Here is a 25676-nt window from a genome sequence, read left to right on the forward strand (position 1 = left end):
TTTTCTGCCACAGCCGCTCATACCCAGGAGGTTTTTTGGTCACTTCTCTGACTCGACAGTTTCCAAGCAGAATTCGTAATCAGCGGCGTCTGACCTGTTCACGCTTCTACTCTTAAGACACTCACCAATCAAGAACCAGTCGAGAGCTTTTGCTTTGTCCCTTGCGACACCTTCGCCATTGCGATAAAGCGAACCAAGCAACTTGGCTGCCGTACCCGCCCCCGCTTTAGCTGCCTCTCCAAACCAATGCGCGGCCTGCTCGGGGTTCTTATCGACTCCTTTTCCATCCCGTAAAAGCTGTGCATAGACCATCATCGCTTCAATGCAGCCGCTCTTGGCCGCGGCACCAAGTCGCTCACCGGCTTTTTGGATTTCTCCCGTCCTCATGTAAAGCTCTCCTAGCAAAAGACTTTCAGCCCCGTCTCCGACTTCGGTCCGCTGGAGTTGTATTTTTATGGCCTCCTCGCACTCCCCTGTGCGGAAGCAGGCAGCCAGAGCCGGACGATTTTCGATTTTGCCTGCCTCGCAGTAGCGCAACTTCGCTTCACTACCCCCGACGGGGCCACTCATTAGAGTGATCGTCAGAAGAAAGCGGACGAGACTACGACGGATTGAAAGCCCCCGCTTAATATTTCCGGTGGCAGGGGAAGCTGAATCAACGTAACTGGCGTAAGAGCACGAGATTCTCACCAATATTTCCTTATCTTTCCCGCGCTGACGCTTCCGGTAACCCGCGCCGCCAGGAACCCGACCGCGAAGCGCATCGAACCTCCGGGTTCACCGGTTTGTTAGCCTAAAGTCTCAAGATACTGTCGCATTTTGCGTCCCCCAACCGGTGCCAGCCCGTTCCGCTCATAAAACCCCAATGTACGCTCGAACTCTGGGAGTGGTGGCGAAGTCAATTCGATGCACGAGCAGCCGTGCTTGCGGCCAAGATCCCGGATCTCGTCGATCAACCTTCGACCTACTCCTTTCGATCGGAAGTCTGGATCAACATAGAACTCCTGAACTACTCCAATCTTACCCCCTGCATAGAGAGCGAATGTCTCAGCCAACGTAGCCACGGCAATCGGACGTTCTTTTGCATAGGCAAGGATTGCCTTGTATTGACCTGCTAGCAATAACGCTCGACAAAGCCCTATGGTGTTATCGATATCGATATCAAAATGTCGCGATGACGTGCGCTCGGAAATCTCTTTCGTAAGTTGCATCACCAACAACCCGATTACTTCGCAGTCATTTGCCCCGGCATCACGAAATTCTATATTCATTCACATTTCCCTAAACTTACTAGAAGCTAACAGTGGTTTATACGGAATCCGCATTTTCCCGTGTTATACGGATTCCATATAACACACACTTTTCCGGCCAAAAGCCGAAAAAAAAGCCGAACCCCCACACCTTCGGTGCGAAGTCCGGCTTCTCATCAATTCAGTTTGTCCCAACTAACTCTACCCATCTTCGCGTCCTTAGCGTCTCTGCGTCTTAGCGTTTAGTCCGTTGTCCCTTTCAGTGCACCCTGACTAGCCGCACTTCGAATCCCCACAATTCAAACAGGTCAAACACCCATCCATCTGAATCATGGCCTTGGTCTGGCACTTGCCGCAGAGCTGGGCGCCGTCGGGGAAGTCGCCCGGGTCTTTGGCCTCGGCATTATTGACGGCGCCTTCGTACTCTTTGCGCTTGGCGGCGATGAGGGCCTTCTGGTGTTCGTCGAGGCCTTCGTCCTTGATGAGGCCGATCATGCGCATGTGGCATTCGATGGCGTCGCCGATTTCGGCCACCAGGGAGGGCATGTATTTGCCGCCTTTCTTGAAGTAGCCGCCTTTGGGGTCGAACACGGAGCGGAGCTCTTCGACCAAGAAGGTGACGTCGCCGCCTTTTCGGAACACGGCGGAGATGATGCGGGTGAGCGCGACGATCCACTGGAAGTGATCCATGTTCTTCGAGTTGATGAAGACCTCGAAGGGGCGGCGCAGTTCGTGGTCGGTGCCGGCGTTGAGGATGATGTCGTTGATGGTGACGTACAGGGCATGCTCGGAGAGCGGCGTCTTCACCTTGTAGGTGGAACCGAGCAGCATTTCGGGACGCTCGAGCTCTTCGGTGAGGTGGACGACGTTGGCGTGGGTTTCGTCCTGCTTGGGTTCAGCGACCTTGGGAGCGGGCTTTTCCTCTTCCTGTTTGACGACGCCATAGCTGACGATTTTGGTTTCGATTTTTACGGTCATCTTCCTTTTTCCTCCGCCCGACGGTGCGTTTCGTCGGAATTTTTATTCGTTAGGGTGTTTATCGCGGCTTCCGCCGCTCCTACCTGTTCTGTTTGGGTGACGTGCCATTCGCTTTAGATTGCGGTAGGGCGCCCCCTCCTGCGTTTATCGCGGCGGGGGCGCCCCTCCTACCGGGTTTGGGGCGACGAGCCGTCCTGCATTCGCGGCGAGGGCGCCCCTCCTACCGGTCCGAGTTAAGCAAATTGACGAAGCGGGCCGAAGTCCGATGTCAAAGCATCGACGGCCTCGGTGCGGTCTTCGTAGACGCCGATGCGACGCTTGTTGTCGCGGTGGCGGGCGACCACATATTCGGGGCGCTCTTCGGACGCGCGCTCGGCGAAGCCCACCACTTCGAGTTCTTTTCCATCCAGGGCCCGGAAGCGGGACAGGGTGATCTCGAAGTTAGAACTTGCCATAGTAGCCCTCCTTCAACGCGTCATATAAATTCGCGGCGGTGTGCATTTCGCCGTCGTATTCCACCTCTTCGTTGCCCTTCAACTCGATCGTCTTGCCGTTTTCGAGCTCGAAGCGGTAGGTGGTGGCCTCCAGATCCTTGTCCTGGACCAGTACACCCTGGAATGCTTCGGGGTTGAAGCGGAAGGTCGTGCAGCCCTTCAGGTCCTTTTCGTAGGCGTACAGGTAAATGTCCTTGAAGTCCTGGAATGGATACTCCGTGGGGACGTTGGCGGTCTTGGAAATGGAGGAGTCGATCCACTTTTGGGCCGCGGCCTGGATGTCGACGTGCTGCTTGGGCGTCACCTGTTCGGCGGTGATGAAGTAGTCGGGCAGCTTCTTGTCGTCCTCCTGGGCGTAGGGGTCGGCAGCCTGGTTGATCAGTTCGCGGTAGGCGAGCAGCTCAAACGAGAGTACGTCCACCTTCTCCTTGGTCTTACGCCCCTCGCGGATGATGTTGCGCGAGTATTTGTGCGCGAAGGAGGGCTCGATGCCGTTACTGGCATTGTTGGCCAGCGAGAGGGAGATGGTCCCGGTCGGGGCGATGGAGCTGTGATGGGTGAAGCGGCAGCCGGTTTCGGCCATCGCTTCCACCAGTTCCGGATCCACCTCGGCGACACGCTGCATGTAGCGGCTGTATTTCGCATGCAGGACCCGGCCGGGCAGTTTGTCGCCTACCTTGATGCCATCGCGTTTCAACTCCGGGCGGCGGCGCAGCATGTCGGCGGTGATCGTGAACTCCTGCTCCATGATCGGGGCAGGGCCCTTCTCTTTCGCCAGCTCGACGCCGGTACGCCAGCCGGTCAGGGCCAGTTCGCGGGTGACCCGCTCGGTGAACTCCAGCGAACTCTCGTCACCGTACTCCATGCGCAGCATGGTCAGGGTGGAGCCGAGGCCGAGATAGCCCATGCCGTGACGGCGCTTGCTTTCAATCTCGGCGCGCTGCTCGGGCAGCGGCAGGCCGTTGATCTCCACCACGTTGTCGAGCATGCGGGTGAAGACGCTCACCGCCTCGCGGTAGCTCTCCCAGTCGAAGCGGGCCTGGTCGGTGAAGGGGTCGAGCACGAACTTGGTGAGATTCACCGAACCGAGCAGACAGGCACCGTAAGGCGGAAGTCCCTGTTCTCCGCATGGATTGGTCGCCCGAACGTTCTCGCAGAACCAGTTGTTGTTCATCTCGTTGTACTGGTCGATGAGAATGAACCCGGGCTCGGCGAAGTCGTAGGTGGAGGTCATGATCAGGTCCCACAGCCGGCGGGCCGGGACGCTCTTGTAGACCTTGCAGGCCACCAGGCCTTCACCGTTGGTGAGGAAGTCGTCGTTGGTGGGCCATTCGCGCCATACCACCTGCTCCGGATCCTCGATATCGATGGCGTCGATCTCGACCTCCTTGGCGGTGAGCGGGAAGGCGAGTTTCCAGACCGCTTCGGCCTTTACGGCCTCCATGAACTCTTCGGTGACCAGCAGCGAGAGGTTGAACTGGCGCAGCCGGCCATCCTCGCGCTTGGCGCGGATGAAGTCCATAACGTCCGGGTGGCCAACATCAAAGGTGGCCATCTGCGCACCGCGGCGACCGCCGGCGGAGGAGACGGTAAAACACATCCGGTCGTAGATATCCATGAAGGAGAGCGGACCGGAGGTGTAGGCGCCGGCGCCGGCGACGAAGGCACCCTTGGGACGCAGGGTGCTGAATTCGTAGCCGATGCCGCAGCCTGCTTTCAGCGTCAGGCCCGCCTCGTGCACCTTCTGCAGGATGTCGTCCATGGAGTCGTGGACGGTCCCGGAAACGGTGCAGTTGATGGTGGAGGTGGCCGGTTTGTAAGCCAACGCGCCAGCATTGGAGGTGATGCGGCCGGCCGGGATGGCGCCGTGGCGCAGCGCCCACAGGAAGCGTTCGTACCAGTGCTCTTTATTGGCATTGCTCTCTTCGACCTCGGCGAGGGCGTGGGCGACCCGCTTGAAGGTGTCGTCGAGCTCCTGGTCGATCACTTCGCCGCTCTTGGTCTTCAGCCGGTATTTCTTGTCCCAGATGTCGAGGGAGGCGGCCTGGAAGGGTATTTCGGTGACTTGGGTGTTTTTGACAGCCTTGAGCTGTACGGGCTTGGTCACAGGTGGTTTCCCCCTAAATCCTTTTTTGTTGTGTCTGCGAGGTAGTTGGGCAACTGATTGTCAACCACAAGATATTGTGGCAATACGATGTAGGTTAGGACTTCTTCAGGGGGGTGTCAACTGCTGCAGGCGTGCAGGCGCATCACAAAGCCCGGATAACGTAAAACCTTGAAAATCAATTGCTTGTGATTCATTCCAAAGATTCTTCTATAGCAATGGAAGATAGGTGCTGCTATTTACTGATAGTTTTTTGGAAGACCACCAAAACCCAATATATTGTGTCGCTAATGTTGGCGTTCCAGGGCACGTTTCACGCCGAGTGAGTCTTCGCTAACCTCCTTCACAGCACCTCTGGAAACCCATCCGAGCACCCGTAACCCGCCCTTTTTACAGGGGCTTGAAGTCGCCATCGGCGATACCTATATCTGGAGAGCAACCGACGTTATCCGTTGTTCAAGGAGGTGACTACCATGGCACTGACGCAGTACGACCCGTGGAACATGCTGGACCAGATCCGCCGCGAGATGGACCGCATGTATGAAGGCCGCGAAGGTGAAAGCCCGATGTCCACCAGCGACTGGGCGCCGGCAGTGGATATCCGCGAGGAGCCGGACAGCTTCACCATCTCGGCGGATGTCCCCGGCGTGGATCCCAAGGAGATCGAGATCCATGCCGAAAGCGGGATGCTGACCATCAAGGGCGAACGCGAGTCCTCGAAGAAGGAGTCGCGCGAGGGCTATAAACGGATGGAGCGCGCTTACGGCAACTTCTTTCGTCGCTTCACCCTGCCGGATACGGCAAGTACGGACAAAATATCGGCCAAGTGCGAAAATGGCGTTCTGATCGTGCATATTCCCAAGCACGAAAAGGTCCAGCCCCGCAAGATTACCGTCGAGGGCTAGACTCTGCCGGGCGGTGCCGGGGAATCCCGGCCCGCCACGGCCCTATGCTTTCACCACTCCAGAGCGCAGTATCCATGCAATATAAGGACTACTACAAAATCCTCGGTGTCGAACGCGGCGCGTCCCAGGATGAAATCAAACGGGCGTACCGAAAGCTGGCGCGCAAATACCATCCCGACGTCAGCAAGGAGGCGAATGCCGAGGAGCGCTTCAAGGAACTGGGTGAGGCCTACGAGGTGCTCAAGGACCCGGAGAAGCGCGCCGCCTATGACCGCCTCGGTAGCGACTGGCAGTCGGGACAGGACTTCCGGCCCCCTCCCGGCTGGGATTCCGGCTTTGAATTCTCCGGCGGCGGCTTCACCGGCGCCGGCAGAGGTGGCGAGGGCGATTTCTCCGACTTTTTCGAGAACATGTTTGGCGCCGGAAGCCCGTTTGGTGACAGCTTCCGACAGCGGCCCGGGGGAGCACGCGGCGGCTTTCGTCGCACACGCGGCGAGGATCATCACGCCAAGGTCACCATCCGACTGGAAGACGCCTACCACGGCGGTGAAAAGCTCATCCATCTGGATAGTCCGCAGGTCGACCCGCAGGGTCGCGTCGTGACCACGACCCGCTCGCTGCGGGTACGCATCCCGCCGGGCGTTACCGAGGGACGGCAGATTCGCCTGGCCAGACAGGGCTCGCCGGGAATGGCGGGGGGCGAAGCGGGCGACCTCTATCTGGAGGTTCATTTCGAACCCCATCCGCTCTATCGCCCGGAGGGAAAGGACCTCCATCTCGATCTGCCGATCACGCCCTGGGAAGCGGCACTGGGCGCCAAAGTGCAGGTGCCGACACTCGGTGGCAAGGTGGGGATGAACATCCCCGAGGGGAGCCGCAGCGGTCAAAAGCTGCGCCTGCGCGGGCGTGGTATGCCGGGAAAACCACCGGGCGATCAGTATGTGGTACTCGAGATCATGACCCCGCCTGCCGATACCGACGCCAAGCGGGAGTTCTACAAGAAAATGGCGCGGGAGATGCCGTTCGACCCGAGGGCACACCTGGGAGAGTGAAACGATGGCGCATCACAAGGACCTCACTATCACCATTCTGGAAGAGGAAGACCGACTGAGCTTCGGCGAGCTATGCCGGGCTTGTGATGTCAGCGCGGAATACGTCATCCAGCTCGTCGATGAGGGTCTCATCGAGCCTTCCGGCCAGGAACCGACGCGATGGTCGTTCTCTGCCAACGCGGTCCGGCGCGTGCAGGCAGCACGGCGGCTACAGCAGGATATGGAGATCAACCTGCCCGGCATCGCCCTGGCCCTGGACCTGTTGGACGAGGTCCGGGAACTGCGCGACCGCATCCGGGCCCTTGAGCAGCGGTACGAGGATCGGTAGGAGCCTGTCCGAGAATAGCGACCGTCACGCAGGTCAGTCTATTCTCGGGCAGGCTCCTAGGCGTTTTCGCCATTTTTGTGGTGAAACCCGGGAACTCCAGCCGCAGACGGCTGTCTCCTTTTCCTAACGGGGATGTAGAAGAACTCCTGAAGAACTTGACGATTCACCCCCTGGATTTCGAACCACGGGGAACACGGGGCGCACGGGGGAGAAAAGAACCCGAAAAACGTGTTTTCCCCGTGGTCCCCGTGTACCCCGTGGTTATCAGTTCTTCATTGATTCGAACCTGCGCAGCAGGCGGGTACGGCTCGCAAAGGAGTTGCGGTGTCATCAAACGGGTCCGATCCGCCGGCCGACGGCAGGCCGGCGCGGCGAATTCCAACTCAAAGTCGATCATTGAGGCGATGGATATGAAAAGAATCTTCCAGGCGGCATTCACAACCGCCGTACTGCTTGCATTTGTTTCCACTCCACAGAGCGTCACGGCGGCACTGCCTGCCAGCGACAGCCAGGGCGAGCCGTTACCGACACTGGCTCCGATGATCGAGCGTACGGTCCCCGCTGTGGTCAATATCTTTACCCGCACGCGGGTCCCGCAGCGCCAGCATCCGCTGTTTTCCGACCCTTTCTTCCGGCACTTTTTCGACGTCCCCGAACAACCACGCGAACGCTACACCCAGAGCCTCGGGTCCGGCGTGATCATCGATGCGGAAAACGGCTATGTAGTCACCAATCATCACGTCATCGCCCGCGCCGTCGAGATCGCGGTCAATCTCCAGGACGGCCGGACCCTTCAAGCCGAACTGGTCGGGTCCGATCCGGACTCGGATCTGGCCGTACTCCGGGTGGAGCAGGATGGCCTCACCGCCCTGCCCTTTGCCGATTCCGACCAGCTCAGGGTGGGAGATTTCGTGGTCGCCATCGGCAATCCCTTCGGACTGGGACAGACGGTGACCTCCGGCATGGTCAGCGCCCTCTCCCGCTCGGGGCTCGGGATCGAGGGGTACGAGGACTTCATTCAGACCGATGCCTCCATCAACCCCGGCAATTCGGGCGGAGCCCTGGTGAATCTGCGCGGCGAACTGGTGGGCATCAACACCGCCATCCTCTCCCAGAGCGGCGGCAACATCGGTATCGGCTTTGCCATCCCCATCAACATGGCCCGAGAAATCACCGAACAGCTGGTGGAATACGGAGAGGTCCGCCGCGGCCATCTGGGTGCACAGGCCCAGGATCTGACCCCGGAGTTGGCCCAGGCGTTCGGGCTGGAGAACCGGCCCGGGGCAGTCGTCACCCGGGTCGCACCGGATTCCCCCGCGGCCAAGGCGGGGCTGCAGGCCGGCGATGTATTGGTGGCGGTGAATGGTCGGCCGGTGCGCAGTGCCACCGATGTCCGCAACGCCATCGGCTTGTTGCGGATTGACCAGCGGGTGAACCTGAAGGTGGTCCGCAATGGCGAAACCCGGACCCTCGAAGCGGTGATTCGGGAACCCGCTACCGCCGCGGTCCAGGCCGGCAAGCTGCACCCGCGGCTCGCGGGAGCCAGTTTCGGCAACCTACCGGAGGGTTCCAGGCTCGCCGGCAAGGTGGAGGGGGTACTCGTGACCGAGGTCGACCGCAGCAAGGCTGCCTGGAAGGCCGGTCTGCGTCCCGGCGACGTGATCACCCAGGCCAATCGCCAGTCTGTGACCAACCTTCAGGAACTGGAGAGGGCCGTGAAGGGTAGCAACAGCCTGCTGTTGAATATCGTCCGGGGGAACGGTGCGCTGTACCTGCTGATCCGCTAGCCGCCGCAGGAGCGGTCCGTCGTATCCTCCGCTGCGCAGACCCGAAGCAATGAAGAGCGGGTAACCACGGGGACCACGGGGTAAAACCAGTTTTTAGGGTATTTTCTTCCCCGTGTGCCCCGTGTTCCCCGTGGTTCAAAAATTCGAGGCGTGAATCGTTGAGTTCTTCAGGATGCATTGGCTCGGCGCATTTGGAGAATGCTCCCTACCTCCGGTGTGCTGCGGATGGGACTGAGCCGGGGCAGCATTCATTCCTTCAGTTGTTGCGAGTCGTATCTCCCTGCTGCGCAGACCCGAAGCAATGAAGAGCGGGTAACCACGGGGTACACGGGGACCACGGGGTAAAACCAGTTTTTAGGGTATTTTCTTCCCCGTGTGCCCCGTGTCCCCCGTGGTTCAAAATTCAAGGAGGCATTGCCGCGGCGCATTTTCAGAATGCGCCCTACGATTCGGTGGCCGTGGATGGGCTGCGCCGTTTTCGGGTCATATCCTCCCCCGTGCGCCCTGTGTCCCCCGTGGTGTATGGGACGCGCCGGGCGACTCTGCCATTCGGGCATTAAGGGATGCAGCCGACCATCTACTTGCCCAAAGTTTATCTATGGGGATAGTTGACAAATCTTGTGAGGCATATATATTAGTAAATAAGTCGGTTATTAATTACTTCTCACCTGGAACCGACAGGAGGTGCAGATATGGCAAGCCTGATTAACAACTTCCCCCACAACGGTGTGGTGACGCTCAACCGCGTAATCCTCAAGCCGGAATACAGCGTCGAGGACCTCGAAGAGCGCGTGGCTATGCTCTGTGAGAACGTCAAGACCTATCACTCGGAAACCGGTTTCGTCGGCGGCTTCGTGGCACTGAACAGTGGTGCGATCTCCAATGAGGGCTCGACGGCCGGTCAGGCGGTGGAGAGTCCGCTGAAGGGCAAGGAGGCGCTCATCATCACCTTCTGGAACACCTTCGAGGAGCATGAGGAGTCGCACAAGTCCGATACTTTCCAGCCGCTATTCAAGGATGTGCTGGCGCTGTGCGAGAACGGCAACGAGGAGATCGCCTACGAAATGCTCTGGTCCGGTGCCGCCTACTCTCCCGAAGAGGCACGCGAAGCGCAGAAGGCCAAGCAGATGTACGCGGTCGGCTAACCCTGACGCCATCGGTCGATACCCCGAAGCCTCTCCCCCCGGAGGCTTATTCGAGGCGCCGAAAGGCGCCTCTTTTTTTGGCTCGTCGGCAGAAGTTGCGAATCATCGACGAACGGGTAACCACGGGGTACACGGGGATCACGGGGTAAAACAATTTGTTCGGTTTTTTTCTCCTCCGTGCGCCCCGTGTTCCCCGTGGTTCGAAATTCAAGGGGTGAATCGTTAAGTTCTTCGGAGGAGCCCCGGCGACGCGGTAATCTCGGGGTCGAAGGTAGAGATCACTTCGTCGCCGGGGCTCCTCCTGATGAACTTGCCCCCGCTGTCATTACGAGGACGCCTACATGGATGTAGGTGGTAGAGCGACGCATGCCGCCATGGATGGCGGTAGTAGAGAATGTCTGGAACCTATTCTCGAGGATGCCACAGCCGAGCCCCGGCGACGAAGTAATCTCCTGCTCCCAAAACCCCAGATTGCCGCGTCGCTGGGGCTCCTCGCAATGACGGCTAAGAGTTCATCATCGATTCGGGGCTGCGGAGCGGCGGGTAGTGCTCAATGACAACGGGGGCAAGTTTTTTTCTTCCCCGTGCGCCCCGTGTTCCCCGTGGTTCGCCTGGATTCGCTCAAATTGTCTCTGTGTACTCTTTGCTCTCTGTGGCTTCGCCGTCTACGTGGTCAGACGCCGGTAGATATCGGCGACCTGATAGGGCAGGCGGCGGACGTCGTCGACCACCGTGTAGCCGACGGGGCCGTACATGTGCGGCAGGTATTCGGGGCCTTCGGTGTCGATAGTGATGCAGTAGGAGTGGATCCCCTCGCGATGCGCCTCGATGAGGGCACGGCGGGTGTCTTCGATGCCGTACTCGCCGCGGTAGTCGCTATAGTCATCCGGCTTGCCGTCGGAGAGGGTCACCAGGATACGGGTCTTCGCCTCCACCTCCGAAAGGATCCGCGAGAGGTGACGGATGGCAAAGCCCATGCGGGTGTAGTCCTTGGGACGGATGCCGCTGATACGATGCTGCACCTCGGGGCCATAGGGTTCCTCGAACCCCTTCACCCGATAGATCTCACAGCGCTTGCGGGTCATGCCGGAGAAGCCGTAGATCGCAAAGCGATCACCGAGCGTGTGAAGGGCTTCGGACAGCAGCAAAAGCGACTCCCTTTCGGCATCGTTGATCCAGCCCCGGGTCGAGCCACTCATGTCGACCATGAACACCACTGCGATATTGCGCTCGGTACGGTGCAGGCGGGTGAAGACACGCTCGGTCATCTCCACCCCGTTGCGGACGTCGGCAAGGGCCTCCACCAGGGCGTCGAGATCGATGTCGTCACCATCCGGCTGACGCTTTTCCACCCGGTCTTCGTCGCGCATGGCCTCGAAGGTCTTGCGCAGGTGACGCACCAGGCCACTGTACTTCTGCAGCGCCTGCCCCGCGAAACCGTCATCCACCGGCTCCACGGTTTTTTCACGCACCACGCACCAATTCTTGCGGTAGTGCTGCCGGCGATAGTCCCACTCGTTGTAGAGATCGGCGCCCTCCTCGTGATAGGTGCCGAGCCATACTTCATCAGGGTCCTTGTGTTCATCCTCGAACAGGCGCGGGTCGTAGTCGCCGGGGCCTGCCGGCACCAGGTATTCATCCGGGATCTCGCCCAGATCGAGCATGATGGAGCTCATCAGGTTGCGGATATGCTCGGGCGGCGCTATCGGCTCGGAGTCCAGCAGCAGTTCAGTATCCAGCGGGCTCTCCTGTTCCGATGCTTCAGGTGGCAGGCTGGAAAAGCGCCGGGGGGGCTGCTGTTCCGCTTCAGCCTTCTCCTCCTCCGATTTCTCCTCCAGCAGGTCGCGCAGGGAGACGCGAAACAGGGCCTTTTCCCGCTCCACCCGCTCGGCTGTCCGCGCGGCCACTTCCCCGAGATGCAGCACGCCCTGATAACTGAAGGGAGAGGGTACGGGCAGCCGGCCGAGTTGTTCGCAGGCCAGCGCAAGGCTCTCCGCGGAATCCGCACCGGGCCGCAGCAGCTGTTCACTGACAGTGACCCACTCCAGCGGCCGAACCTCACCCAAAGTATCCTTTATTCGGAGCATTTCGCGCCACAAACCGGGAAGTTCGCGACTGATGCACCCTTCCAGTCGCACGGTCTCCAAGGCATGGTAGAGCCGTAGCAGGGGGCCGGGAGACGGGTGTGATCGCAGGGCATTGATGACCGAGGTCCTGAAGGTACCGAACCGGGTCTGAGCCCACAGCATGGCGGTAATCGCCTTGTAAAGACTGAAGTTGTCCTTCGAATCCGGAAGTCGCGACAGTACCGGCGGCAGATAGAGGGTCTCGGTGTCGGTATAGGCCTCATCCGCCTCCTCCAGCTTGAGGGGGCGCCCGGAGAGCCCGTGGACAAAGTGCAGCAGCACCCCGCCCGCTTCCTCCAGCACCGCTCCGGTGGCGCGGGCCCGCCCGAACTTGATGAAACGATCGACCTCCACAATCACCTGAAGACCCGGGCGAAGGCCGGACCGATCATAGGTGTCGGTGGCGTGCAGGGCCCAGGCCTCGACCATGCGCTCGTCGGTAGCCTCAAGCACGCGAACCGCGTGACCGGAGAGGCGATGGGCAATCTCGACGTTGGTACTGGCGACACGGGCGACCAGATCGAGAATGAAGTCCTGCCGCTGGCGATCGAGTGCGGCAATGGAGCTGGCCGATTCCGATGTGTCCCGGAAACTGAACTCCACCTCCAGCAGCTCATCCAGCCGGGCAGTGATCTCTTCGATGCCAAGTCTCGGTTTCATACAGATATTCACCGCAAAGACGCAAAGAAAACCGCGTCAAGGGAATTTCGCGACTTGCTGCACAGGCCAAAGGGGTGCCCCCGCCGGGATTGACCTTTTGCAGCATCGCCCCGGGGCGGGCCTCCTGCCAGAACAGGCTTTGCGTCCTTTGCGGTTACTCCCATTAAAATACAGATGAGGAAAGCTCGTTAACGGCGATGATCATCTCCGGGTCGTCGGTAAGCGCCTGGGCGATACCGGTGCGACAGGCGACGACCGGGTCGATGCCGGAGACGATCAGCTTGCCGGCATGAACCAGCAGGCGGGTACTGGCACCCTCTTCGAGGCCGCTCCCCTTGAGGTTGCGGGTCATGCCTGCGAATTTCACCAGCCGCGCGGCCACCTCGGGCGCAACGCCGGACTCCCTGGCGACGATCCCGGTTTCGGTGTCCGACCCCGGATAGTCGAACTCCAGGGCCACAAACCGCTGACGGGTACTCTGCTTGAGGTCCTTGAGGACGCTCTGGTAACCGGGGTTGTAGGAGATGGTGAGGCAGAAGGCGTCTTCGGCGGCGATCAGCTCGCCGCGCTTCTCCATCGGCAGCACCCGGCGATCGTCGGCTAGAGGATGAATCACCACCATGGTATCCTTGCGCGCCTCGACGATCTCGTCGAGATAGCAGATGGCTCCGGCGCGTACGGCGCGGGCCAGGGGTCCGTCCACCCAGGTCGTTTCTCCACCCTTGATCAGGTAGCGACCAACCAGGTCGGTGGCGGTCAGGTCGTCATGGCAGGAGACGGTAATCAGCGGCCGCTGGAGGCGCCAGGCCATGTATTCCATAAAGCGGGTCTTGCCGCAACCGGTCGGACCTTTCAGGAGAACCGGCAGATGATTCCGGTAGGCCGCCTCGAATACGGTCACTTCATCCGACACCGGATGGTAAAAGGGTTCTTCCTGAACGAAATACTCCTCGGTCTTCAGCGTATTCACCGCCACATGTCACCTCGTGAAATTGATCTGCAGTCGCAAAAACCAAGCATTATGGTTAACTATTTAGGGAAGGCTGCCAAGTATCACATTTTCGGAAAAACATACAAACATTCTATTCGCTTATTGGAAAATTCGATGCGAAAAAATGGGCATTTAGCGCCAAACACGGTATCGTGACGGGCTCGAAGTCCGGCGCCGGAACCGTGCGTTGGTGCGGACACTGACTGCGCGTGTTCCGCGACACTACTCAGGTTGGCATACCCGTTTTAAGTCCGGCTGAAAGCCACTTGTAAGCCGACTAAAGCTCCAGCCGATTTGGCATGACTGGACCAGACAGACCCGCGCTTTGAACCTCCACGGTCTGTAGAGTTCTCAAAAAAGCATCGTCCTTGATGGAGGAAAATCAATGTCTGAGGCAATCGCAACCAACCAGACCATTCTGGTCGTGGGTGGCGGCATCAGCGGCCTGACGGCTGCCCTGGAGGCGGCCGAATGCGGCAAGCAGGTGGTCCTGCTGGAAAAGTCGCCATCCGTTGGTGGTCGGGTTGGTCAACTCTATAAATACTTTCCCAAACTCTGTATCCCCACCTGCGGCCTGGAAATCCAGTATCGCCGTCTGAAGGCCAACCGGAACATCCGGCTGGTCACGATGGCGGAAGTGACCGACATCAAGGGTGAGGAAGGCAACTACAACGTCTCCGTCAAGGTTGCGCCCCGCTACATCAACGAAAACTGCACCGCGTGTGGTGAGTGCGGTGAAGCGGTGGAAGCGGAGTTCGATGACGAACACAACTTCGGGCTCGGCAAACGCAAGGGGGCCTACCTGGCCTCGCGGATGGCCTATCCCCAGCGTTACGTCCTCGACCCGCGCATCATCGGCACCGACGACGCGCAGAAGGCCAAGGACGCCTGCAAATACAATGCAGTCGATCTGGAGATGCAGGAACAGGACATGGAGCTGAACGTTGGCTCGGTGATCTGGGCCACGGGCTGGAAGCCCTACGATGCCGCCAAGATCCAGCCTTACGGCTACGATCGCTTCGACAACGTCATTACCAATGTCGAACTGGAGCGCATGATGGACCCGTTCGGCCCCACCGGCGGCCGCATCCAGCGCCCTTCCGATGGTAAAGAGCCGAAGAACATCGCCTTCATCCAGTGTGCCGGCTCCCGCGACAAGAATCACCTGAAGCACTGCTCCCGGATTTGCTGCATGGCCTCGCTGAAGCAGACCACCTACGTTCGCGAGCAGTTCGGTGATGAAGCCAAGAGCACCATCTACTACATCGATATCCGCGCCATCGACCGTATCGACGACTTCTACCAGAAGGTACAGGAAGACGAGAACGTGTCGTTCGTGAAGTCCAAGGTCGCCAACATTGTCGATAACAAGGACAACGGCAACCTGATCCTCAACGGCGTGGATACCGAGGGCTATAACCGCTACGCCAACGAGCACGACCTGGTGGTGCTGGCCATCGGTATGGAATCGAATGTACCCACCGGGGTCTTCCCCGAGGGGACGGCGATCAACGAACACAACTTCATCGATTTCGACCCCGCCAATGGCGGCATCTTCGGCGCCGGATGCTCTTCCGACGCGCTGGATGTCAACCGCGCCACCCAGAATGCCACCGCGGCCGCGCTGCGTGCCATTCAGGTGGTCAATCGAGTTGCAGGTCAGGAGGGTTAAGCAGTGTCTGAGAACAAAACTGGAGCCTATATTTGCCAGGGCTGCGGCCTGGGCGAGCGCCTCGACACATCTCAGCTCGCCACCATCGCCAAGCGCGACGGCAAGGCCAATGAGGCCAAGGAGCATGAATTCCTCTGCTCCGCCGAAGGCGTGAAGATGATTCAGGACGACATCGACAACGAGGGCGTGAACAAGGTGGTCATCGCCGCCTGCTCGCGCCGCGCCAAGACCGACGCATTCCGTTTCGATGGCGTAGCCATGAGCCGGGCCAATCTGCGTGAAGGCGTCATCTGGGTCCGTCCGGATAACGATGAGGTCCGGGAAACCACACAGGAGATGGCCGACGACTACGTGCGCATGGCCTGCGCCGAAGTCAAACACATGAAGCTTCCGGAAAGCTCCGGCGAGCAGAGTCTCAACCGCCACCTGATGGTGGTTGGCGGCGGTATCTCCGGCCTCACTTCGGCGATCGAAGCGGCCAAGGCCGGCTACAAGGTCGACCTGGTAGAGAAAAGTGGTGAGCTCGGCGGGCAGGTCGGCAAGCTCTACAAGAGCGTGCCCCGCAAGAACGGCCTGCAGGGCTATGTGGATTCCGAAATCGGTGAGCTTATCGAGGCGGTCAACGCCAGTGACAACATCACCGTCCACCTGAACACCACGGTCGCCGGTACCGAGGGCGCGCCGGGACGTTTCAAGGCGGAACTGGCCACCGAAAGCGGCTCCACCAACAGCATTGAAATCGGTGCCATCGTCCAGGCCACCGGGTTCCGCCGCTACGACATCACTCAGCTCGACAATCTCGGCGGCGGCAAGAGCCCCGACGTGGTCGACCAGGTGGGCTTCGAGGAGCTGGCCAAGGCTGCAAACGGCGGCACCATCAAGCGTCCGTCGGACGGCAAGGAAGTCAGCAATGTGGTCTTCGTGCAGTGCGCGGGCCAGCGTTCCGATGAGCCGGGTCACCTGAACTACTGCTCCGGCCACTGCTGCACCACCTCCATCAAGCAAGCCATGTACGTAAAGGATGCCGGTGGCGATGCCACCATCCTGTTCGATGACCTGCGTACCCCGGGTGCAACGGGCGAGGACTTTTACCGTGCCGGACAGGAGAAGGGTGTCGCCTTCTCCAAGGGCAAATGCACCTCGGTCGATACCAGCGGCGATCTCAAGGTCAACTTCAAGGACCTGATCCTCGATGAAGAGGCCGCCGCCAGTGCCGATATGGTGGTGCTCGCTACCGGCATGGTGCCGGCCAGCGGCCCCAACCCGTACCTGCAGCTGGAACTGGATGAGGCCAAGAAGAAAGAGGGCGAGGAGGAGAAGGTCATCAAGCTGGAGGCCGAGCTGGCCAAGGCGCCGGACTCGATTCTCAACCTGTCTTACCGGCAGGGTACCGATGTCCCGCACCTGAAGCACGGCTTCACCGACTCGCACTTCATCTGCTTCCCGTACGAGACCCGTCGTACCGGCATCTACACCGCCGGCCCGGTGCGTCGTCCGATGGATACCGCCCAGGCGATCGAAGACGCCACCGGGGCTACCATGAAGGCGATTCAGGCCTGTGAGAATGCCGCGCAGGGCCGTGCCGCCCACCCGCGTTCCGGCGACCTGTCGTTCCCGAGCTTCCGCAAGGAAGGCTGCACACAGTGCAAACGCTGCACGGTGGAGTGCCCGTTTGGCGCCATCGACGAGGACGAGAAGGGTTACCCGCAGTACAACGAGGCACGCTGCCGCCGCTGCGGCACCTGCATGGGCGCCTGCCCGGTACGCGTAATCTCGTTCGAGAACTACTCGGTGGAGACCGTTGGCCAGCAGTTGAAGAACGTCGACATCCCCGACGAATTCGACGAGAAGCCGCGCATCCTGGTTCTTGCCTGCGAAAACGACGCCTATCCGGCGCTGGACATGGCCGGCATGAACCGCGAGGAGATCAGCCCCTGGGCCCGTATCATTCCGGTCCGCTGCCTCGGTTCGGTGAACACCATCTGGATCACCGACGCCCTCAACAGCGGCTATGACGGCGTGATGCTGATGGGCTGTCAGAAGGGCGACAACTACCAGTGCCACTTCGTCAAAGGGTCTGAAATGGCTCACTACCGCATGAGCAAGATCGACGACACGCTGAACCAGCTCAATCTCGAAAAAGAGCGTGTTCAGACCTACGAAGTGTCGATCGCCGACATCCAGCGCATACCGAAACTCATCAACGACATGGATAAAATGATCGTCGATGAAATCGGCATGAGCCCGTTCAAGTTCTAGGGAGTCGTCATCAATGAGCAACCTCAATCAGGCGATGATCGAGAAGTATCGGAGCAGCTTCCTCAAGGAGGTCGAGGCCAACGTCGAGGAAGGGCACTGGGTCAAGATGTGCATGCAGTGCGGTGTCTGTTCGGGCTCCTGCCCGCTCGGCCCTCACTGGGAGCACCCACCGCAGGAGCTCTTCATGATGATCCGGGCGAATGAGCGCGAGGCAGTGCTCAAGTCCGATTCCATGTGGATGTGTACCTCCTGCTACAACTGCATGGCACGCTGCCCGCGCGGTCTGCCGATCACCCACATCATGCACGGCCTCGCCACCTATGCGAAGCGGTTGAACCTGGTGCCGAAAAAGCAGCCCACGGCCGAGTTCGGGCAGATGTTCTGGGATTCGCTGTCCAAAACCGGCCGGGTCAACGAGTTGAAGATAGGCGTGGGCCTCTACTTCAAGGACGGCTTCGCGCAGGGTGTGAAGAACGCCATGGCGGGTCGGGAACTGGGTATGGCCATGATGAAGACCCAGCGAATGAACGCAATGGAGTACTTCGGTGGCCACAAGTGCAAGGACACCAGCGGTATCCAGAAGATGCTGAAGAAAGCGCAGGAATTCGAGGACCAGCAAATCACCCGGTTCGACGGGAAGGAGGGTTAACCCGATGGCGAAGAAAGAATACTCCTTCTATCCCGGCTGCTCGTCGCAGAAGAAGGCGTCGGCCGACAATTATCTGCGCTCCACGTATTCGATGTGCGATGCGCTCGATATCAAGCTGAACGAAATCGACGACTGGAACTGCTGCGGCGCCTCCATCGGCTATGCCGGCGGCGGCGAGGTCCCGCGTATCGCGCTTTCGGCGCGTAACGTGGCGCTCTCGGCGCAGCAGAACCCGGACCAGGACATGATCGCCACCTGCGCCGCCTGCTGGCTCTCCACCCGCGAAGCACAGGAACGCATCGAAGAGAATGACAAGGTGCGCGAAGGCGTCAATGCGGCACTGGACGAAATTGGCCTGAAGATCGAAGGCCAGCAGCCCAAGGCCCGGCACATGGTCGAGGCGCTCATCGAGGACATCGGGTTCGACGAGCTGGCCAGTGGTGTTCAGAAGCCGCTGGAGGGCATCAAGATTGCCGGCTACGTGGGTTGTCAGACCAACCGCCCGTTCGGTATCGCCGGCGAGTCCTTCGAAAATCCCAAGTACCTCGACCACATGATCGAGAGCATGGGAGCGCAGGCGGTGGACCGCTATGACAAGAAGGTGGCCTGCTGCTCCGGCGCGCTGATGTTTTCCGAACCGGAAAAAGGCCACGCGTTGGTCAAGGACATCATCGAGGCGGCCTACGATGGCGGCGCCGACATGATCGTCACACCGTGTCCGCTGTGCCAGATGAACGTCGAGTCCTACCAGAAGGAGATCAACAAGACGTTCAAGACCAAATTCGAGATGCCGGTCGTCTACTACAGTCAGCTCATCTCGGTGGCCTATGGCAAGTCGGCGAAGGAGTCGGCACTGGACGGACAGATCATTCCCGCCAAACAGCTGGAAGACGTTACCAAAAAGTAAACAATAAATACGAACCAAAAATGAAGACGTTCAACGCCCCCGCAAGGGGGCGTTTTTTTTACTCCTTTGCTTGAAGAGCCTTGTTGTACTACTCAGTTAGTTGTTGCTCTTCTCCCACAAAGGAACCCCGATGGCACCACACCCTTCCCATGCTGCCTTAACGCTTCTTTTCTTTATCCTGCCGCTGGCAGCCGATCCCGGGGTGGTCAGGACCTCCGAGCTTTCGGAGAAGAGTTCCGTGCGCATCAGTTCACCGGTAGATGGCCAGAAATTGCCACCCGGCACGGCCGTCGAGATCGAGTACAAGGCCACCTTGGGCTTCAAGGCACGTTACATTGAGCTACAGTTGGAGGGACGGCCGCCGGTGGTGGTGAAGGAGCCTGAAGGAAGCCATCAATTCGCGGAACTCGAGCCGGGAAGATACCGGATCCGGGCAACGCTTCTGAACCGTGCTCACGCAGATCTGGGCGTCGAAGACAGCGTCACCATCACAGTCGAATAGCAGCGCCAGGAGCCTGTCCGACCCGTGAAAGTTATCCAGTACGCCGAAACGGATATCGAACTGACGGAGCTCTATCAGGCGGGATTCGATGTTGAACCAACAGATCCTGAAGCCCCCTTCAGTGCTCTGCAACTGTTCGCCACCTCACTGGGACTCTGCACGTTTTCGGTGCTGACCGCCTACGCCGCGCATCTACAGGTGGATCCGGCAGGGATCCGCATCCGTTTGCAGTGGCAGTACAGTGAACACCCGATGCGGGTTTCGGATATCGATATGAGCATCGTCTGGCCCGATCTCCCCGCGGACCGGCTGGAGGCGGCCCAGCGGGCGGCGGAACACTGCGCTCTGCACCACACGCTCGCTCAGCCCCCGACGGTAAAGACCCGCGTCGATCGCTAACGTAACGGAGGTAGGGCTTGGAACACGTGGGTTTTGTCGTGCTCGGTGCCGGTTCTGCGGGTCTGGAAGCGGCGCGGACCGTGGCCGAGGCAGGCAAGCAGGTCATCGTCGTCGATCCGGGGCCTCCCGGCGGACTCTCTTCGCTGGCCGGTTGTGACCCCAAAAAGGTCCTCGTGCGGGCATCCACGATCTATCAGCGCTGCCGCGAGGCGGATCTACACGGGCTCGCTGCCGCGCAGCCCGAGCTGACCTGGTCCCGGGTCATCAGCCGCAAGCACGGTTTTACCGATCCGGTACCGGAGCAGACGCGCAAGTTACTCGCAGCAATGCCGAACGTCGAACTGCGGGAAGGGTACGCGCGCTTCACAGCGCCGAACGTGGTCTCGATACAGGGGCAGGAGATCAGTTTTGACGGCGCACTGATTGCCACGGGTTCGCACCCCCGCCCGCTGACACTGCAAGGCTTCGAGCACCTCAAGACCTCCGCCGATGCTCTCGACCTTCGCCAGTTGCCGGAGTCGATAGCGGTGATCGGCGGAGGAGTGGTTGCCATGGAACTCGGTCAGCTCTTCGCCCGACTCGGTGTCCGTGTGCATCTTCTGATTCGGGGAAATGCACTGCTCACGGCAATGGACGCCGATCTCGTCTATCGTCTGCTCGCCGATAGTGACGCGCTAGGCATGCGCTTTCATTTCGAGACGGAAGCCACCTCCATTGAGACCGTACCGGACGGATATCGTGTGATCGTCAACCGGGGTGAGCCACTGCGGGTCGGGTATGTACTGAATGCCGCCGGCCGGATCCCGTCGATTGAGAACCTCGCGCTGGAAGCGGCGGGAATCGAAACGGAAGACTCACGGCTCAAAGTCGATGACTATCTTTGCACCACCAATGCCTGCGTCTGGGCCGCGGGCGATGCCCACGGTCGGATGCCGCTGACGTCGGTCTCCGGCTACGAAGGGCGCCTGGCAGCGGACCACTTTTTGCACGGGCCGCGCTCGTCAGCAGACTACTCGAGCGTACCGATGGCGGTCTCCACAGACCCGCCACTGGCCAAGGTGGGCTTGCTGGAAACCGAAGCCAATAGGCTGGGGATCGCTTACGACACCGTCTTTCAGGTGATGGACGACTGGAGGTTGCTGCGTATCGAAGCGGAAGGACCCGGTACGGCCAAAGTGCTCTACGAAAAACATAGCGGCCGGCTGCTGGGAGCCCACCTGTACATGCCCCATGCCGATAATCTGATCAACCTTTTCGCCCTCGCCCAGCGCCACGGCCTCACGCGGTACGACCTCGGCGAGATGCTCTATGTCTACCCGACGCCGACCTACACCATCCGTTCGTTGGTCTAGCAGGCTGTGGAGAAACGGCAGGCAGAGGGGTCGGCCTACCGGGTCGGTCCTCCGAAGCGACTCTCGAATGCCCATTCCGAAACCGGCTTGCGGTCGGACGGCACCTCACGTTCCCGTAACGGCTCCGGCAGCTCTTCCACCCGCCCCGGCCGACCGATCGCCGCCATCGCCAGCACGTCATGGTCATCCGGCACACCCAATTCCGTGCGTGCCCGCTGATAGTCGAACCCTTCCATGCCATGCACCACAAGGCCGTTGAGCGAACCCTGCAAGGCAAAATTTTCCCAGGCCGCGCCCGCGTCCAGCGCATGGGTTACCGCGGCTTTGCCATTATCGAACGTCTGTTTCGAGGCGATCAGTACCAGCGCCCCGGCACCCGAGGCCCAGCTCTGGTTGAATTCCACCAGCAAGCCGAAGAGTCGCTCCCATCCGACGGAGTCGCGAAGCGCGTAGACGAAACGCCACGGCTGATTATTGTAGGAGGACGGCGCCCACCGCGCGGCCTCGAACAGCAACATCAGTTCGGAACGCTCCACCGGGTCGCCCGACATAGCGCGCGGCGACCAACGATCCCGGAATATCGGGTCGATAGGGTAGTCTGGGTGACGCACATCCCCAAGGTCGAAAATTCCCATCAGTTCTCTCCCGCAAAGGCTTTCAACACCTGAAAAATAGCCGGATAGGGAGGTTTTGCACGCGCAGGGGAGTCCGACGATGGCCGTGTCGCCGAGAGCCCTGGTACAGGGTCATTCAACTTCCAAAAAAAAGCCGCGATGGCGTGATACATCGCGGCTTCCAGGTGTGAATCGGAACGGGAGATGTCAGGCGATATCGACAGGCTCACTGGCAGGATCGTAGGCCTTCTCCTCAGAGCTTTCGGCCTGTTCCCTTGCTGCCTGACGTTCACGTTCTTCCAGCGCCTCGCGTGCCTCTTCGGTCACCGGAATGGTCTCTTCACCAAAGAGCACCTGCTGAAGAAAGCGCGACCCAAACTTCATCAGTTCGACATCGTCCTCAAGCAAGGTCTGGTAGAGCTCGTCATCGATCTTGAAGGAGCGATGAAATCCCTCGGAGCGAACAAACTCCCGGAACCGATCCATGTCGTAACTGGCCATGAAAAACAGCTGCCGACTGCGCAGCGACGGCTTGCCGATGGCCGGGCCGGATGACTTCTTCTTGAGAATCAACTGTCGCCAGCCGCGGGCCAACTCGTCATAGTCCTCGAGGCCCTGTTCAGCCCGGTACTCGTCAATGGTGAGCTCGCGCTCTTCCCGGTGCCCTAGACAGTGCTCCTCCTTGACGACCGCAAAGGAGTTGGTGTCGGTGTATTCGTCCTGCCTGCGCATGGCGATGAGTGCAACCGGGTAATAGCGGCAGGCCGTCGGACGATCTTCATATACGGAGCAGCCCTCCTCGGTCATGAACTGACACTCGGTGGTCTCACCCCGGGTCTTGAATTTTACAGCGGCGATACCGTCCTTCTCCAGCTCGTACGGCACGGTGTACTCGCGCAGGAAATCCCACGACGTCATGCCCAAGCGCTGCTTCAGCCGAACGATATCGTAAGGCGTCAACGTGATATCGATCGATTTGCAGCATGCATTGAAGCACTGAATGCCCTTGTAGCAGGCAAAACTGATTTTCTTGTCGCCGTCGTACATCTCCGGCACAACAGGGCTTTGAAACGGGGAAGAGCTGTTATCAACCATGGCTACACCTCGAGGAAAATGCGGGTCGCACAACCCGAGCCGAGAGTACGGCCGTCTGAGGAAATGTCCTTCTGCGGACAGGAGACAAGCGGGGGCGTGCGTAGTATCGGAACATCCGGCAAAGGATATCTGCGGCGTGTCGTGACTTCCAGTGTGGAAAGTCCATGAGACAGAATCCGCAGAGGATAACCGCAGCAGGGTTGTCAATCAAGTCCATTTTGCCACATCCGGCCGATTCGGAAAAACGGCAGCCTGCCTTCGGTCACCGGGGCGTTTGCGGCCTGCAAATTGCGCTTTCCATAAAAAAGGCCGGGTGGCAATGCCACCCGGCCCCTTCAAGCCATCTCAGGCTGTTCGCTTACTTCTTGAACAGCTTGGACTTGTCGACCAGATCAACGTGGGCGCGCTTGAACACGGTCCACTTCTGGCTTTCCTTGTCGTAGATGGAGTTCACGAAGCAATGCCAGTTCTCCTCGTCGACAAAGTTCTTGTCGGTCCGGTAGTAGAAGCCGGGGTAACGGCTCTCTTCACGGAACTGGATGTGCTTCATGTGGGCCTCGGCAGTGAGGATGCGGTGGTAGTTTTCCCACGCCCGCAGCAGCTCATGGAGGTCCTTGGCCCGCATTTTCTTTGCATCTTCCTTCAACATCTCGAGCTTGTACTCGGCGACTTCGAGCATCTTGTCGTTGGTGTTGTAGTAAGTAGCAACGCCCGCAACATACTCATCCATGATCTTCTGCAGACGGAACTGCAGCATCTTCGGCGTGATGTAGTTCGGGTTCACGTCGATGGCGGTGCTGTAGTCCTTGTGCTCGAGATAGGTGCGAACCGGCTGGTAGATCTCTTCCATCAGCTGGTCGACCGGCGTGTCGAGTTCGGGAGTGTGGTCTTTATTATCCACAACGAACTTGATCATCGCCTTGGCAGCCATACGGCCTTCAGCGTGCGAACCCGAGGAGAACTTGTGGCCGGATGCGCCCACGCCGTCACCGGCGGTGAACAGACCCTGCACGGTGGTCATACCGCGATAGCCCCAGTTCCAGCCCTTCGGCAGGTGGTCGGGCACGCCCGCTTCGGTCTCTTCGGTCGGAGCACCGACGTCTTCCGGACCGGAGGTCCAGATGCCGCAGCAGCCGGAGTGGGAACCCAGCAGGTAGGGCTCGGTCGGCATCAGCTCGGAGTTTTTCTTCTCCGGCTCGATGTTCTCACCGACCCAGATACCGCACTGGCCGACACACATGTCGAGGAAGTCTTCCCAGGCCTCGGCTTCAAGGTGCTTGACTTCACGCGGCGACAGGGTCTCACGCAGGTTGGCGAGCGCAGTCACGGTGTCCATGTAGATGGGACCGCGGCCTTCCTTCATCTCCTTCAGCATAACGTGGTTACGCAGGCAGGAGGCGGGGACGGCAGCCTGACCGTACGGAGGGTACTGGTCGAGCATATCGGCGTTCTTGACCAGGTAGTTCTCACCGTAGGCGTTGGCAGCCTTGGACTTGAACAGCAGGAACCACGCACCAACCGGGCCGTAACCGTCCTTGAAGCGGGTCGGCACGAAGCGGTTTTCCATCATGGTCAGCTCGGCACCAGCCTCGGCAGCCATGGAGTAGGTGGAGCCGGCATTCCAGACCGGGTACCAGGCGCGGCCGGTACCTTCACCCACGGAGCGCGGACGGAAGATGTTGACACAACCACCAGCGGCCAGCAGGCAGGCCTTGAACTTGTAGACGTGCAGTTTGTGCTCGCGGACGTTGAAACCAACGGCACCGGCGATACGGTTCGGATCGTTCTTGTCGTTGACCAGCTTGACGATGAACACACGCTCCTGGATGCGGTCCATGCCCAGAGCCTTCTTGGAAGCCTCGGCCACGATCCACTTGTAGGATTCGCCGTTGATCATGATCTGCCACTTGCCGGAACGGACCGGCTTGCCGCCGTCGGCCAGCGAAGGCAGACCCTTGGAACCATCGTGACGCTCGCCGTTTTCGTCGGTCTTCCAGATCGGCAGGCCCCACTCTTCGAACAGATGCACCGACTCGTCGACGTGACGGCCCAGGTCGTAGGCCAAATCGTCACGGGTGATACCCATCAGGTCGTTGGAGACCATGCGGGTATAATCGGCCGGATCCTGCTCGGTGCCGATGTAGGTGTTGATGGCGGACAAGCCCTGCGCCACGGCGCCGGAGCGGTCCATAGCGGCCTTGTCGACCAACTTGATTTTGAACTCGCGGCCCAGCTCGCCCTCGGCAGCCTTCGCCCACGGCATGATCTCGTAAGCGGCACCACAGCATGCCATACCGCCGCCGATGAGGAGGATATCAACCTCTTCTTCGACGATTTCCGGATTACCAAATTCTCCAGCCATTCTTCTATATCCTCAGAATTCGAAATTTTGAATCGTTACACCCCA

The 25676-nt window shown here is 59.7% G+C and carries 22 protein-coding genes; 12 read left to right on the forward strand and 10 right to left on the reverse strand.

The genetic code is table 11. The features are described from left to right. Window positions 1-39 precede the first annotated feature (39 nt). The 5 genes from BLP65_RS03565 to BLP65_RS03585 form a co-directional block, all read right to left on the reverse strand. On the reverse strand, window positions 40-570 hold the full coding sequence (locus BLP65_RS03565; protein WP_092992693.1) for a tetratricopeptide repeat protein: 531 nt from the start codon (window positions 568-570) through the stop codon (window positions 40-42). Between the two features lie 218 nt (window positions 571-788). Continuing rightward, window positions 789-1271: a GNAT family N-acetyltransferase gene (locus tag BLP65_RS03570; RefSeq protein WP_092992695.1), complete on the reverse strand. Its 483-nt coding sequence runs from the start codon at window positions 1269-1271 to the stop codon at window positions 789-791. A gap of 252 nt (window positions 1272-1523) precedes the next feature. Beyond that, window positions 1524-2228, reverse strand: coding sequence for a TSCPD domain-containing protein (locus BLP65_RS03575; RefSeq protein ID WP_092992697.1), 705 nt, complete (start codon window positions 2226-2228; stop codon window positions 1524-1526). A gap of 233 nt (window positions 2229-2461) precedes the next feature. Continuing rightward, window positions 2462-2683: a hypothetical protein gene (locus BLP65_RS03580; protein ID WP_092992699.1), complete on the reverse strand. Its 222-nt coding sequence runs from the start codon at window positions 2681-2683 to the stop codon at window positions 2462-2464. Then, window positions 2670-4829, reverse strand: a complete 2160-nt coding sequence (locus BLP65_RS03585) for an adenosylcobalamin-dependent ribonucleoside-diphosphate reductase (protein WP_092992701.1) — start codon at window positions 4827-4829, stop codon at window positions 2670-2672. Before BLP65_RS03585 ends, BLP65_RS03580 begins: the two co-directional genes overlap by 14 nt. Window positions 4830-5299: 470 nt before the next feature. Between BLP65_RS03585 and BLP65_RS03590 the strand changes: the two genes are divergently transcribed. The 5 genes from BLP65_RS03590 to BLP65_RS03610 all read left to right on the forward strand — a co-directional run bounded on the left by BLP65_RS03590 (window position 5300) and on the right by BLP65_RS03610 (window position 10043). Next, on the forward strand, window positions 5300-5731 hold the full coding sequence (locus tag BLP65_RS03590) for an Hsp20/alpha crystallin family protein (protein WP_092992703.1): 432 nt from the start codon (window positions 5300-5302) through the stop codon (window positions 5729-5731). A 74-nt stretch (window positions 5732-5805) separates the two neighbouring features. Further along, window positions 5806-6783, forward strand: a complete 978-nt coding sequence (locus tag BLP65_RS03595) for a DnaJ C-terminal domain-containing protein (RefSeq protein ID WP_092992704.1) — start codon at window positions 5806-5808, stop codon at window positions 6781-6783. Between the two features lie 4 nt (window positions 6784-6787). Next, window positions 6788-7111, forward strand: coding sequence for a chaperone modulator CbpM (locus BLP65_RS03600; RefSeq protein ID WP_092992706.1), 324 nt, complete (start codon window positions 6788-6790; stop codon window positions 7109-7111). A 404-nt stretch (window positions 7112-7515) separates the two neighbouring features. Next, on the forward strand, window positions 7516-8898 hold the full coding sequence (locus BLP65_RS03605) for a DegQ family serine endoprotease (protein WP_399350919.1): 1383 nt from the start codon (window positions 7516-7518) through the stop codon (window positions 8896-8898). A 692-nt stretch (window positions 8899-9590) separates the two neighbouring features. Further along, window positions 9591-10043, forward strand: a complete 453-nt coding sequence (locus tag BLP65_RS03610; protein WP_092992710.1) for a ligand-binding protein SH3 — start codon at window positions 9591-9593, stop codon at window positions 10041-10043. A gap of 665 nt (window positions 10044-10708) precedes the next feature. On the opposite strand, the gene BLP65_RS03615 is transcribed toward BLP65_RS03610, so the two are convergent. Beyond that, complete coding sequence (locus BLP65_RS03615) at window positions 10709-12829, reverse strand: nitric oxide reductase activation protein NorD (RefSeq protein ID WP_092992712.1); 2121 nt, start codon at window positions 12827-12829, stop codon at window positions 10709-10711. A 163-nt stretch (window positions 12830-12992) separates the two neighbouring features. Beyond that, a complete protein-coding gene (locus BLP65_RS03620) occupies window positions 12993-13805 on the reverse strand; it encodes a CbbQ/NirQ/NorQ/GpvN family protein (protein WP_092992714.1) in 813 nt (270 codons plus the stop codon). 400 nt (window positions 13806-14205) lie between these two features. Between BLP65_RS03620 and BLP65_RS03625 the strand changes: the two genes are divergently transcribed. The 7 genes from BLP65_RS03625 to BLP65_RS03655 all read left to right on the forward strand — a co-directional run bounded on the left by BLP65_RS03625 (window position 14206) and on the right by BLP65_RS03655 (window position 21560). Beyond that, a complete protein-coding gene (locus BLP65_RS03625; protein ID WP_092992715.1) occupies window positions 14206-15492 on the forward strand; it encodes a CoB--CoM heterodisulfide reductase iron-sulfur subunit A family protein in 1287 nt (428 codons plus the stop codon). Window positions 15493-15495: 3 nt separating this feature from the next. Next, complete coding sequence (locus BLP65_RS03630) at window positions 15496-17751, forward strand: hydrogenase iron-sulfur subunit (RefSeq protein WP_092992717.1); 2256 nt, start codon at window positions 15496-15498, stop codon at window positions 17749-17751. A 13-nt stretch (window positions 17752-17764) separates the two neighbouring features. Continuing rightward, window positions 17765-18400 (forward strand): 4Fe-4S dicluster domain-containing protein, encoded by a 636-nt coding sequence (locus BLP65_RS03635; RefSeq protein ID WP_092992719.1) that lies wholly within the window; start codon window positions 17765-17767, stop codon window positions 18398-18400. 4 nt (window positions 18401-18404) lie between these two features. Continuing rightward, a complete protein-coding gene (locus BLP65_RS03640) occupies window positions 18405-19307 on the forward strand; it encodes a CoB--CoM heterodisulfide reductase iron-sulfur subunit B family protein (protein ID WP_092992721.1) in 903 nt (300 codons plus the stop codon). Between the two features lie 130 nt (window positions 19308-19437). Beyond that, window positions 19438-19809 (forward strand): hypothetical protein, encoded by a 372-nt coding sequence (locus tag BLP65_RS03645; RefSeq protein WP_092992723.1) that lies wholly within the window; start codon window positions 19438-19440, stop codon window positions 19807-19809. Between the two features lie 24 nt (window positions 19810-19833). Further along, window positions 19834-20208, forward strand: coding sequence for an OsmC family protein (locus tag BLP65_RS03650; RefSeq protein ID WP_092992725.1), 375 nt, complete (start codon window positions 19834-19836; stop codon window positions 20206-20208). Between the two features lie 26 nt (window positions 20209-20234). Beyond that, window positions 20235-21560 carry a dihydrolipoyl dehydrogenase family protein gene (locus BLP65_RS03655; protein WP_245688237.1) on the forward strand — a complete coding sequence of 442 codons (1326 nt, stop codon included), beginning with the start codon at window positions 20235-20237 and terminating at the stop codon, window positions 21558-21560. Between the two features lie 35 nt (window positions 21561-21595). Here BLP65_RS03655 and BLP65_RS03660 read toward each other — a convergent pair whose 3' ends face one another. The 3 genes from BLP65_RS03660 to aprA form a co-directional block, all read right to left on the reverse strand. Continuing rightward, a complete protein-coding gene (locus BLP65_RS03660) occupies window positions 21596-22195 on the reverse strand; it encodes a nitroreductase family protein (protein ID WP_092992729.1) in 600 nt (199 codons plus the stop codon). A 186-nt stretch (window positions 22196-22381) separates the two neighbouring features. Beyond that, on the reverse strand, window positions 22382-23269 hold the full coding sequence (locus tag BLP65_RS03665; RefSeq protein ID WP_092992731.1) for a YkgJ family cysteine cluster protein: 888 nt from the start codon (window positions 23267-23269) through the stop codon (window positions 22382-22384). 358 nt (window positions 23270-23627) lie between these two features. Continuing rightward, complete coding sequence (gene aprA, locus BLP65_RS03670) at window positions 23628-25631, reverse strand: adenylyl-sulfate reductase subunit alpha (RefSeq protein ID WP_092992733.1); 2004 nt, start codon at window positions 25629-25631, stop codon at window positions 23628-23630. Window positions 25632-25676 lie beyond the last annotated feature (45 nt).

The sequence above is a fragment of the Thiohalomonas denitrificans genome (genome assembly GCF_900102855.1).
GTDB classification, from domain to species: domain Bacteria; phylum Pseudomonadota; class Gammaproteobacteria; order Thiohalomonadales; family Thiohalomonadaceae; genus Thiohalomonas; species Thiohalomonas denitrificans.

Bases quoted from the DNA above. Each gene is read 5' to 3' on its own strand.
- BLP65_RS03565 (WP_092992693.1), bottom strand. From the start codon at position 570: ATGAGTGGCCCCGTCGGGGGTAGTGAAGCGAAGTTGCGCTACTGCGAG.
- BLP65_RS03570 (WP_092992695.1), bottom strand. From the start codon at position 1,271: ATGAATATAGAATTTCGTGATGCCGGGGCAAATGACTGCGAAGTAATC.
- BLP65_RS03575 (WP_092992697.1), bottom strand. From the start codon at position 2,228: ATGACCGTAAAAATCGAAACCAAAATCGTCAGCTATGGCGTCGTCAAA.
- BLP65_RS03580 (WP_092992699.1), bottom strand. From the start codon at position 2,683: ATGGCAAGTTCTAACTTCGAGATCACCCTGTCCCGCTTCCGGGCCCTG.
- BLP65_RS03590 (WP_092992703.1), top strand. From the start codon at position 5,300: ATGGCACTGACGCAGTACGACCCGTGGAACATGCTGGACCAGATCCGC.
- BLP65_RS03595 (WP_092992704.1), top strand. From the start codon at position 5,806: ATGCAATATAAGGACTACTACAAAATCCTCGGTGTCGAACGCGGCGCG.
- BLP65_RS03600 (WP_092992706.1), top strand. From the start codon at position 6,788: ATGGCGCATCACAAGGACCTCACTATCACCATTCTGGAAGAGGAAGAC.
- BLP65_RS03605 (WP_399350919.1), top strand. From the start codon at position 7,516: ATGGATATGAAAAGAATCTTCCAGGCGGCATTCACAACCGCCGTACTG.
- BLP65_RS03610 (WP_092992710.1), top strand. From the start codon at position 9,591: ATGGCAAGCCTGATTAACAACTTCCCCCACAACGGTGTGGTGACGCTC.
- BLP65_RS03615 (WP_092992712.1), bottom strand. From the start codon at position 12,829: ATGAAACCGAGACTTGGCATCGAAGAGATCACTGCCCGGCTGGATGAG.
- BLP65_RS03625 (WP_092992715.1), top strand. From the start codon at position 14,206: ATGTCTGAGGCAATCGCAACCAACCAGACCATTCTGGTCGTGGGTGGC.
- BLP65_RS03635 (WP_092992719.1), top strand. From the start codon at position 17,765: ATGAGCAACCTCAATCAGGCGATGATCGAGAAGTATCGGAGCAGCTTC.
- BLP65_RS03640 (WP_092992721.1), top strand. From the start codon at position 18,405: ATGGCGAAGAAAGAATACTCCTTCTATCCCGGCTGCTCGTCGCAGAAG.
- BLP65_RS03645 (WP_092992723.1), top strand. From the start codon at position 19,438: ATGGCACCACACCCTTCCCATGCTGCCTTAACGCTTCTTTTCTTTATC.
- BLP65_RS03660 (WP_092992729.1), bottom strand. From the start codon at position 22,195: ATGGGAATTTTCGACCTTGGGGATGTGCGTCACCCAGACTACCCTATC.
- BLP65_RS03665 (WP_092992731.1), bottom strand. From the start codon at position 23,269: ATGGTTGATAACAGCTCTTCCCCGTTTCAAAGCCCTGTTGTGCCGGAG.
- aprA (WP_092992733.1), bottom strand. From the start codon at position 25,631: ATGGCTGGAGAATTTGGTAATCCGGAAATCGTCGAAGAAGAGGTTGAT.